This window comes from Xenorhabdus sp. PB30.3 (assembly GCF_963895965.1).
Lineage (GTDB): Bacteria > Pseudomonadota > Gammaproteobacteria > Enterobacterales > Enterobacteriaceae > Xenorhabdus > Xenorhabdus stockiae.
The window spans coordinates 1-10,397 of record NZ_CAWQMW010000021.1 but is presented as its reverse complement, the minus strand read 5'-3'; the positions used below and the strand labels follow the sequence as shown (position 1 = coordinate 10,397).

Genomic DNA, 10,397 nt, shown 5'->3' with positions numbered 1-10,397 from the left:
CTATTTCAGAGTCCGTAGTAATTGTGAGATCCCCGGTGACTTGGCCTCCGCTGTGTGGTAACGCATTTTGTGCTTGTTTTTGGGTTTCCGTTAACCCGAGGTTTTTTACAATCCTAGATTTTTATGATCCCATCTAAGATCCAGCGCCTCTAAACTCAAAAACCAAAAATTGATGGAAGAAACGCTCCCATTTCCCCCATCAAAAAACAACCAAAACTTAGAATTACTGCTAACACTACGAAAAAGAATAAATTTTGAGCGGATTTACGGGCAGAAAACAAAGTAGCTATTCAGCTAGCCAAAGACATTTTCCATTAAAATGGCCACTTTCTCGATCCATTTAAAAAAACAAAAATAAAGGCTATCAATTTGATTAATAAATAAAATATCAAACCATATTTGTACCTCCTTTCACACACCGCCAATCGAATGATTTCCCTCATCTAATCCGCCAATATATGCCCACACCTTAACAGGAGAGAACGCTAATATGGCACAAGATTATCATCACGGAGTCCGTGTACAGGAAATTAACGAAGGTACTCGTACCATCACTACCGTTAGCACCGCTATCGTAGGTATGGTTTGTACTGGTCCTGACGCAGACGCAAAAACATTTCCATTAAATACTCCGGTTCTGCTTACTGACGTTATGAGCGCCAGTGGTAAAGCCGGGCAAAAAGGCACTTTGTCCGCATCATTGAAAGCAATCGCTGCTCAGGCTCTGCCTGTGACTGTGGTGGTTCGTGTGGAAGAGGGCGAATCTGAAGAAGCAACAATTTCTAACATTATCGGTGGTGTTACCGAAGCTGGTAAGAAAACCGGTATGCAGGCACTGTTGGCGGCACAAAGCCAGCTCGGTGTTAAACCACGTATTTTGGGTGTTCCGGGTCTGGATTCAAAAGCAGTGGCTGCTGAACTGGCAAGCGTTGCCCAGAAACTGAAAGCAATGGCGTATGTCAGCGCTTATGGCTGCAAAAATATCTCTGAAGTTATCAAATATCGTGACAACTTCAATCAACGTGAATTGATGCTGATTTGGCCTGACTTCCTGAGCTGGGATACTGTTACTAACAGCGAATCTATCGCGTTTGCAACTGCTCGTGCTTTGGGTCTGCGTGCCAAAATTGACGAAGAAACCGGCTGGCATAAAACTCTGTCAAACGTTGGTGTCAATGGTGTGACTGGTCTGTCTGCTGATGTCTTCTGGGATCTGCAAGATACTGCGACTGACGCTGATTTGCTGAACAAAAGTGGTGTTACTACCCTGATCCGCAAAAACGGTTTTCGTTTCTGGGGTTCCCGCACTTGTTCTGATGATGCGCTGTTCCAATTCGAAAGCTATACCCGCACCGCGCAGGTTCTGGCTGACACCATGGCTGACGCACATATGTGGGCAATCGACAAACCACTGACTCCATCACTGGTACGCGACATTATTGAAGGCATTAATGCTAAGTTCCGCGAACTGAAAGCGGGTGGTTACATCATTGATGGTCGTTGCTGGTATGACGACAAAATCAACGATAAAGACACTCTGAAAGCAGGCAAACTGACCATCGATTACGACTATACCCCTGTACCGCCACTGGAAAACATGATGTTACGCCAGCGCATTACAGATAGTTACCTGATGGATTTCGCGAAAAGTATCAATAAATAAGGGGCTAACTGATGGCATTACCTCGCAAACTTAAGTACCTGAACTTGTTCAACGATGGCAACAACTATCAGGGTATCGTGGAAGAACTGACGCTTCCTAAACTGAGCCGCAAACTGGAAGCCTATCGTGGTGCCGGTATGAACGGCAGCGCAATGGTGGATCTGGGTCTGGATGAAGGCGCACTGGATGCGGAATTCACTCTGGGCGGGATCGAATCTCAGCTGTACAAACAGTGGGGCATCGCTCAAGTGGATGGTGTCATGCTGCGCTTTGCTGGCTCTTTTGAGCGCGAAGATACAGGTGATGTGGTTGCAGTTGAAGTTGTGATGCGTGGCCGCTTCCAGGAGTTCGATCACGGTACTTATAAACAAGGCGACAACACACAAACCAAAATTACCGCTAAAAACACTTACTTCAAACTGACCTGGGATGGCGAGGAACTGATTGAAATCGATACCGTCAACATGGTTGAAAAAGTGGGCGGAGAAGATCGTCTGGCACAACATCGCCGCGCTATCGGTCTGTTTTAATCGCTCTTTTAATTAGCAAATTTTAAAACTTATTCCCTGTCTCACCCAGCATATTTTCGGCTGAGGCAGGTTTTTACTCGGATAAACAAGGTTGAATTATGACTGAAGCACTGAAAACTCAAAATGAAGATCTGCGCACAATCGAATTGGAAGCTCCACTGGCGCGAGGCAACGGAAAAATCACGGAAGTGACGGTACGTAAACCTACCAGTGGTGCTCTGCGCGGTGCTCGTTTACAGGCACTGCTGGAAATGGATGTGGACTCTATGTTGCTGATTCTGCCACGTGTCACCACACCTGCATTGACCAAGAATGACCTGATGATGATGTCACCCGGTGATCTGATTAATCTCAGTGTGGAGGTGGTCAATTTTTTGTTGCCGAAGTCGGTCAAGTCCGATTCCCAGAACGATTAACCGTTGATGAACTGGTGGCAGATATTGCCACCGTTTTTCACTGGAGACCGGCAGATACAGATGAAATGTCACTGTCGGAATTATTGGACTGGCGACATCGGGCCATTTTAAGAAGTGGTGCGGAGAATGAGTAATATACAATCACAGGTAAACAAGGTACTCAGTGCCGTAAGTAAATTGACCAGTTCCTTTAAATCTTTTCAACGGCATCAGAAAAAACTGGTGGATACAACAGATAAAATTCATAATCAGTTTAAAAAGCTCAATAAAACCGTTGAAAGTTTAAAACCTATTGTCGGATATGCGCAGGAAACTGCGCGTATGCGTGCCGATCTTAAAGCCTACAATCAAACAATTAAGCAATCTTTCTCTGCGCAGCAGAATTCGTCAAGAATGACGCAGGTGAGTGCTGCGAGTCAATCAGTCAACATTACTCAAATAACTCAGAGTGTCAGCCAAGTAAATTCATCTAGCAAGAAAAGTGAAGTTAATCTTGGTGTCACTGGGAATATAACTAACAATTTCACCTTGTTAGATAAATTGATTATTAATATCAACGCCAGAATAAAGATTTTCGGTAATGTTGGCATAAGGGTTTTTAGTTCGTTAAAAGTAGGTGTTCGTATATTTGCTTCACTATCCATTAATATATTTAGCTCATTGGGTATGAGATTCAATATTCTTGGTACGTTAGGGGTGAAGATATTTGGCTCATTGAAGATAAGTCTGAATATATTTGGTCAGTTGGGATTTAGAATATTCGGATCTTTAAGGGTTGGGCTGAATGTCTTTGGACAATTAGGTCTACGAATATTTGGCTCATTGAAGATAAGTCTGAATATATTTGGTCAGTTGGGATTTAGAATATTCGGATCTTTAAGGGTTGGACTGAGTATCTTTGGGCAATTAGGTCTACGAATATTTAGCTCATTGAAGATAAGTCTGAATGTATTTGGTCAGTTGGGAATTAGAACCTTCGGCTCTTTAAGGATTGGACTGAGTATCTTTGGACAGTTAGGTCTACGAATATTTGGCTCATTGAAGATAAGTCTGAATATATTTGGTCGGCTGGGAATTAGAACCTTCGGCTCTTTAAGGATTGGACTGAGTATCTTTGGACAGTTAGGTCTACGAATATTTGGTTCGTTGCAAATAGGTTTGAATATATTTGGACAGCTGGGAATTAGAACCTTCGGCTCTTTAAGGATTGGACTGAGTATCTTTGGACAGTTAGGTCTACGAATATTTGGCTCATTGAAGATAAGCCTGAATATATTTGGTCGGCTGGGAATTAGAACCTTCGGCTCTTTAAGGGTTGGACTGAGTACCTTTGGACAATTAGGTCTACGAATATTTGGCTCGTTGCGAATAGGTTTGAATATATTTGGTCAGCTGGGGATTAGAACCTTCGGCTCTTTAAAGATTGGACTGAGTACCTTTGGACAATTAGGTCTACGAATATTTGGCTCGTTGCGAATAGGTTTGAATATATTTGGTCAGCTGGGAATTAGAACCTTCGGCTCTTTAAGGGTTGGAGTAAATATATTTGGACAATTAGGAATTAGAATCTTTGCTTCGTTAAGGTTTAGCTTAGGTCTATTTGCCCAAGCTGGCGTCAGGCTCTTCGGTTCTTTACGCCTTAGCCTGCGTATTCTGGGACAGATAGGTATTCAGGCATTTGCTTCGTTAAGGTTTAGCTTAGGTCTATTTGCCCAAGCTGGCGTCAGGCTCTTTGGCTCTTTACGCGTCAACCTGCGTATTTTGGGGCAGATAGGTATTCAGGCATTTGCTTCGTTAAGGTTTAGCTTAGGTTTATTTTCCCAAGCTGGCGTCAGGCTCTTTGGCTCTTTACGCGTCAGCCTGCGTATTTTGGGGCAGATAGGTATTCAGGCGTTTGCTTCGTTAAGGTTTAGCTTAAATATCTTTGGTCAGATAGGTGTAAGAATATTTGCTTCTTTAGGAATGAGCTTGAATATTCTGGGTAGTATTGGTGCAAGAGTTTTCGGACTTCTTGGAACTGCCTTCGGAACATTATTTAATAAAGGCGGGAAAAACGATGCATTTGGGCAACCAAGGCGAGATATAGGTGCATTAGGTAATATTGGTCAAAAGGTTTTTGGATTTTTAGGCAATAGCATAAATATTCTGTCAAATATTGGCACAAAAGGTTTAGGCCTTTTAGGTAATGCTTTTAGTGGTATTGGACGGGCAATAATGGTTGTCGGGCGCGTTATGATGGCGAATCCAATCCTTGCCATTATTGGTGTCATTTCAATGGCTGCTATTTATATTTGGCAGAATTGGGAGTCATTGGGGCCGAAATTTATGGCTTTATGGGATAGTGTGAAAAATATCTTCAGTGGTGCTTGGGAAGGAATTAAAAACCTTGTCAGTATAGCGTGGGAAGGTATTAAGAGCTTTTTCATGGATGGTGGCTTAATTGGCATTATCTACAATAACTGGGACACGATTAAACAAAGTGCTTCGGAAGCTTGGGAATGGGTCAAGTCAACAATCAGTGGTGCCTGGGAGTCAGTTAAACAGAATACATCTGAAATTTGGGAAAGTGTCAAAAAATCAATCTCAGATAAATGGGATGAAATTGTTGCCGATGTTCAGGCTATTCCAGAGAAATTAAAAACTGCCGGTTCGGATATGATCGATAATCTGTTGACTGGTATTCAGGAAAAATGGGAAGCACTGAAAGGTAAGATTTCTGCTATTACTGACGTCTTCACATCATGGTGGAAAGGCGATGAGAAAAAGGAAGTTGCACTAAAGAAAACAGAGGAAATTACTAAAAATGAAACGGCTCAGCAGGCTAAACAAGTACAGCCGCCCCTATACGATAAAGGTGGCTATGTCCCTGCTGGAAAAACAGCCATTGTTGGAGAACGCGGTCCTGAACTTGTTAGTGGCGGGGCAAGTGTTACTAGTCGTTTAGATACGGCGAAGTATGCAGCCGTGGGCGTTGCCATCAGCGCGATGTCATTACCTGTTGCAGCGCAGGACGCACCGTTACATGCACAAAGTCTGCCTGCTCATGCCTATGAGGAAGTTCAGGCAAAACAGGGGCGAAGCCAGCCACAGCAATTTAGTGGTGCAGCACCGCAATATAACATTTATGTCTATGGCTCTCAGGGACAGTCCGCGCAGGATATCGCCCGAATGGTCAGGCAGGAACTGGAACAAAGGGAACGTATGCAGCAAGCCCGTATGCGTAGCTCACTTTCTGACAGAGGAGAAGATTTCTGATGATGGCAGCACTTGGTTTATTTGTTTTTATGCTGAAAACCACGCCATACCAAAGTTTTCAACATAAACAAAGTTGGAGACATGCCTTCAATAGCCGTGTGGGAGCACGGCCTGCATGGCAATTTGTGGGTCCGGATAACGATACAGTAACGTTATCTGGAGATCTTTATCCTGAACTGACAGGTGGCTCCTTGTCGCTAATAGCATTGAAATTGATGGCTGATAGTGGCAAAGCATGGTCTTTGATTGATGGTAGTGGCGCAATTTATGGCATGTTTGTTATTGAAAGCATTGATCAAACAAAAACGGAATTTATGTCAGGTGGTGCGCCCCGTAAAATCAGCTTTACGCTAACACTACGGCGTGTTGATAACAATCTGTTGGAGATGTTGGGCGATTTGCAGCAACAGCTGACGGATATTAAAGGCAAAATGCCTAACTCATGGGATGAGCTTTCGAAACAGAAGGATGACGGTATAAAGACAGTTAAGGAGTTCTTCTCATGATCGATTTCAAACAGTGGGTACCAAATACAGGTTGGATACCTCAATTCGATTTGATTACAGGCAAAGAGGGAGCACCAGCTTTTCGCTTAGAAATCGATAATAAGGATATTACCGGAAAAATACAGTCACGTTTAATGTCTTTATCTCTGACGGATAATAGAGGAGGGGAATCAGATCAGCTTGATATTGAACTGGATGATGCAAATGGTGAACTCAAACTGCCATCAAGAGGCAATATTTTGACATTGGAATTGGGGTGGCATGGCTACCCTTTAACCCCAAAAGGAAAATTCGTTGTTGATGAAATTGAACATGTTGGTGCTCCTGATCGAGTAACTATACGTGCCCGCAGTGTTGATTTACGTGGTTATCTGAACGTTAAGCGCGAGTTGTCTTACCATCAACACACGTTAGAAACTATAGTTAGTACGGTTGCGACAAGAAATCAACTGAACTTTAAGGTTAGTGATACTTTAAAAAACATCACCGTGCATATCGATCAGACTAATGAATCTGACGTAAGCTTTTTGACTAGAGTAGCGAAGCAGGAAGGGGCGATTGCATCGGTCAAAAATGGCGAATTGTTGTTTATTCGTCAAGGAGAGAATGAAACAGGCAGTGGTACGCCTATTCCTCCGGTCAAAATTATCCGTAATTCTGGCGATAATCACAGATTTACACTATCAGATCGTGAGTCTTACACCGGAGTAATAGCGCAGTGGCTGGATACACGTACAACGGCTAAACAGACGGTGGAGTATAAGCGGAGAGAATCCAAAAGTGCCAAGGTTGAAGTATCAGTTCAATATGAAAGTACTAAAACGGATACGACAAAAAATAAGCCATCAAATAAAGAGCCACCTAAAAAAGAAGGAGGTTCTAAAAACAAAGACAAAAAATTCCCGGAAAAGGAGAAAGGAAAGCCTAAACATAAATCAGGGAGGGTGGATCTATCAAAAAGGGGAGCAAAAAAGCATAAACCTTCTTATGTTCAGCCCGCTCGTAAAGGAGAAAAGAGAAGTGACAAGAGCTTTAGCGTTGATGGAAGTTTTTCTTATGAAGAACAACAAGAGTCTGTAGTTGAACATGAACAAGTAACCACAGAACAACAAAAATCCAAGCAATATTTGCAAGGTTCAAGTGAAAATGTTCTGACTCTTTCTCGTATATATTCCAGCAAAGAAGAGGCAGGACGTGCAGCTGAAGCAGCTTGGAAAAAATTACAGAGAGGTGTAGCACAGTTCTCTATTACTTTAGCGAAAGGGCGTGCTGAGCTTTATCCTGAAATGCCAGTGCATATTGAGGGATTTAAAAAAGAAATCGACGGCACTGACTGGACAATCGTTAAAGTCACTCACAACCTTAATGACAGTGGTTTCACAACCTCATTAGATCTTGAGGTTAAACTTGATGAGGTTGAAATTAAACCAGAAGCGAAAGATCCCAAAACAAACACTTGATCTCGATATGAGATCTTTGATATATTGTTCACCAGACGAGATGGTGTTATTTCAAGACTGTTATTCCAAAAACAATGCTTTCAAGAAAGGTGAACAATTATGATTAAGTGTCCTCTTTGTAATCAATCAGCGCATACCCGTAGTAGCTTTGAGCATTCAAGCCAAACAAAAGAGCGCTATAACCAATGCCAGAATATCAATTGTGGAGCAACGTTCGTCAGCCATGAAACGTTTGTGCGCTTTATTTCTAAGCCAGGCGATGTTGAAAGTGTTACGCCGCATCCGAGGGCAAAAACTAAGAGACAACCTCGCCAGAAAGCTGCGCCACAAGCTGCTGTCACCCAATAAATAATAAAAAACCTTGCTCCAGTTTTTGCCACCTTTACGGTGGCTTTTTTTATGGATATTGATAATTAAAAGTTCTCTTATTGAGAACTTTATGGTTGAGGAACAACAAAAACCAATGTCTTCATGAGACGCCCGCTTTTCAGCGTAGCAGGCGTCAGTCTATGGCAGGATTACTTCTGAGATTCCGCCTGTAAAATCCTTTGCATCTCATCCTTTATATGGAGTTTTTCTTTTTTTAATCGCACGACTTTTTCGTTATAGCCAGCCCCATTAGGGCCTTCAAGCTGCGATATTTCATGGTCAAGGCGGTTATGTTTTTCAAACAAGGATTGGAAACGAGGGTGGGAGTCTTTCAGGTTGGATACTAAATCACGATCTTCTGCAAATTCTGGAAACATGGGACCTCCAATTACGAAGTTTACTACCACACTATGAGTGTAGCAGCCCATTGTAATACCAGATTTGAGAGATATCACATAAAAAATATTTTATAAAAATGGCGTATCTCTATGATTGTTAATGTAAATTTATTCTATCCTGAAGGAGGTGTTATTTCCTTTTAAAATAATAGTGGTAAAAATCAGTACCTTGCCAAAAAAGCATAATTTATTACTGAATTTTCGCTGTTATGATTCTCTTGCGTTGTTAAACATACCAAGAGGTGAAAAAATGAAAAAGTATCTACTTGCTTTAGCTGCTATGAGCGTTTCTGTTTATGCCCAGGCTGATAAAACTAATGACCTGGCTCCATTCCCTGAACCTTCAGAGGGCATGGTTCGCAGTGTAATTACGCTATCACCTGAAAAGGACGAAAATAATTACATGGTCGAATTGATGATTGGCAAAAGTATGATGGTAGATTGCAATCATCACTGGTTTGGTGGAAAGCTTGAAACCAAAAATATCGATGGTTGGGGATACAATTATTATGAATTGGATAAAGTAGCTGGTCCAATGTCAACCAAAATGGCCTGTGCAGATCAGAAAAAAACCATGAAGTTCGTGACAGTGAATTTAGATAAGGATGCATTTATACGTTATAACAGTAAATTACCAATCGTAGTATATACACCGAAGACGATAAAAGTTAAATATCGTATTTGGCAGGCATCAGATAAGATCAATGGATCAGTAGAGAAATAAATTACTAATTAAGTAACTCAACAACCTGAGTTTAATATCAATAAACTCAGGTTGTTATGTTGATTAAATAAATACATCCTTGCTAATTATTGAAATCACTACTCTCCATATTTTCTTGTCATCTATTTTCTGCTGACGGATCCTTGCACATATTTAAAAATACTAACTAAACTTTGTTTGGATTCTTTTGCATTCATGCAGGTATCGTTGAGGAATCATATAATGTTTAAAAAATTATCGGCAGAGTTCTTAGGAACTTTTTGGTTAGTGTTCGGAGGGTGTGGAAGTGCTGTTTTAGCTGCGGCATTCCCAATGCTTGGAATTGGTTTTGTGGGAGTATCACTGGCTTTTGGTTTAACAGTTGTGACTATGGCATATGCTGTCGGTCATATCTCAGGAGGGCACTTTAATCCGGCTGTCACATTAGGTCTATTTGTTGGTGGACGTATTCCAGCCAAAGATGTCATTCCTTATATTATTGTTCAGGTGGTTGGCGGAATTGCCGCCGCCGCGGTATTGTATTTAATAGCCAGTGGTCAGAGTGATTTTGATGCAACGGAAAGCGGTTTTGCTTCCAATGGATATGGGGAACATTCTCCCGGAGGATTTTCATTACAATCTGCCATTATCATTGAGTTGGTATTAAGCGCATTTTTTCTGATTGTGATTTTTGGAGTAACAGATAAAAATGCATCAATTAAGTTTGCGCCATTGGCGATTGGTTTAGCGTTAACTCTGATTCACCTGATTAGTATACCTGTAACAAATACATCAGTTAACCCGGCGAGAAGTACAGGAGTGGCTATTTTTCAAGGAACCTGGGCGATAGAACAGTTATGGTTATTCTGGCTAACTCCCTTGATTGGTGGAATTATTGGCGGTTTGATATATAGATGGTTATTGCAAAAAAATGAGTAAATGATAAATGTTGTTCTGTTATTAAATGCCATGCAATAGCGTGGCATTTTTACATGTAGAATAAAGGATATTAATTAGCTCTTATAGAGTAAATGTTTAAGAATGTCATGGTAGTATATATAGTAATATTAATATGAAAATTTAATTATGTATTAATA

General features: G+C 41.4%; 11 protein-coding genes. 10 read left to right on the top strand and 1 reads right to left on the bottom strand.

All coding sequences use genetic code 11. From position 1 onward, the window contains the following. Nucleotides 1-490 precede the first annotated feature (490 nt). The 8 genes from AACX38_RS02300 (at nt 491) to AACX38_RS02265 (ending at nt 8,178) form a co-directional block, all read left to right on the top strand. Entirely contained in the window at nt 491-1,663 is a 1,173-nt protein-coding gene (locus AACX38_RS02300; RefSeq protein ID WP_228865653.1) for a phage tail sheath protein, read from the top strand. 11 nt (nt 1,664-1,674) lie between these two features. After that, nucleotides 1,675-2,193, top strand: coding sequence for a phage major tail tube protein (locus AACX38_RS02295; RefSeq protein ID WP_038265769.1), 519 nt, complete (start codon nt 1,675-1,677; stop codon nt 2,191-2,193). Nucleotides 2,194-2,291: 98 nt separating this feature from the next. After that, on the top strand, nt 2,292-2,609 hold the full coding sequence (locus AACX38_RS02290) for a phage tail assembly protein (protein WP_099121949.1): 318 nt from the start codon (nt 2,292-2,294) through the stop codon (nt 2,607-2,609). Between the two features lie 11 nt (nt 2,610-2,620). Further along, the gene (locus AACX38_RS02285) at nt 2,621-2,743 is read left to right on the top strand and encodes a GpE family phage tail protein (protein ID WP_086955987.1); all 123 of its coding nucleotides are present in this window, start codon (nt 2,621-2,623) and stop codon (nt 2,741-2,743) included. Next, nucleotides 2,736-5,864 (top strand): phage tail protein, encoded by a 3,129-nt coding sequence (locus AACX38_RS02280; protein ID WP_228865652.1) that lies wholly within the window; start codon nt 2,736-2,738, stop codon nt 5,862-5,864. Before AACX38_RS02285 ends, AACX38_RS02280 begins: the two co-directional genes overlap by 8 nt. Continuing rightward, nucleotides 5,864-6,370, top strand: coding sequence for a phage tail protein (locus AACX38_RS02275; RefSeq protein ID WP_228865651.1), 507 nt, complete (start codon nt 5,864-5,866; stop codon nt 6,368-6,370). The genes AACX38_RS02280 and AACX38_RS02275 overlap by 1 nt, the downstream gene beginning before the upstream one ends. Further along, the gene (locus AACX38_RS02270) at nt 6,367-7,830 is read left to right on the top strand and encodes a phage late control D family protein (protein ID WP_228865650.1); all 1,464 of its coding nucleotides are present in this window, start codon (nt 6,367-6,369) and stop codon (nt 7,828-7,830) included. The genes AACX38_RS02275 and AACX38_RS02270 overlap by 4 nt, the downstream gene beginning before the upstream one ends. A 99-nt stretch (nt 7,831-7,929) precedes the next feature. Beyond that, a complete protein-coding gene (locus AACX38_RS02265) occupies nt 7,930-8,178 on the top strand; it encodes an ogr/Delta-like zinc finger family protein (RefSeq protein WP_099121945.1) in 249 nt (82 codons plus the stop codon). Between the two features lie 170 nt (nt 8,179-8,348). Here the strand turns inward: AACX38_RS02265 and AACX38_RS02260 are convergent, their stop codons facing one another. Beyond that, on the bottom strand, nt 8,349-8,576 hold the full coding sequence (locus AACX38_RS02260; protein WP_099121944.1) for a YdcH family protein: 228 nt from the start codon (nt 8,574-8,576) through the stop codon (nt 8,349-8,351). Between the two features lie 271 nt (nt 8,577-8,847). Here AACX38_RS02260 and eco point away from each other — a divergent pair, with 271 nt between their 5' ends. Next, nucleotides 8,848-9,321: a serine protease inhibitor ecotin gene (gene eco / locus AACX38_RS02255; RefSeq protein ID WP_228865649.1), complete on the top strand. Its 474-nt coding sequence runs from the start codon at nt 8,848-8,850 to the stop codon at nt 9,319-9,321. Between the two features lie 222 nt (nt 9,322-9,543). Then, nucleotides 9,544-10,239 (top strand): aquaporin Z, encoded by a 696-nt coding sequence (aqpZ, locus tag AACX38_RS02250; protein WP_099121943.1) that lies wholly within the window; start codon nt 9,544-9,546, stop codon nt 10,237-10,239. Nucleotides 10,240-10,397 lie beyond the last annotated feature (158 nt).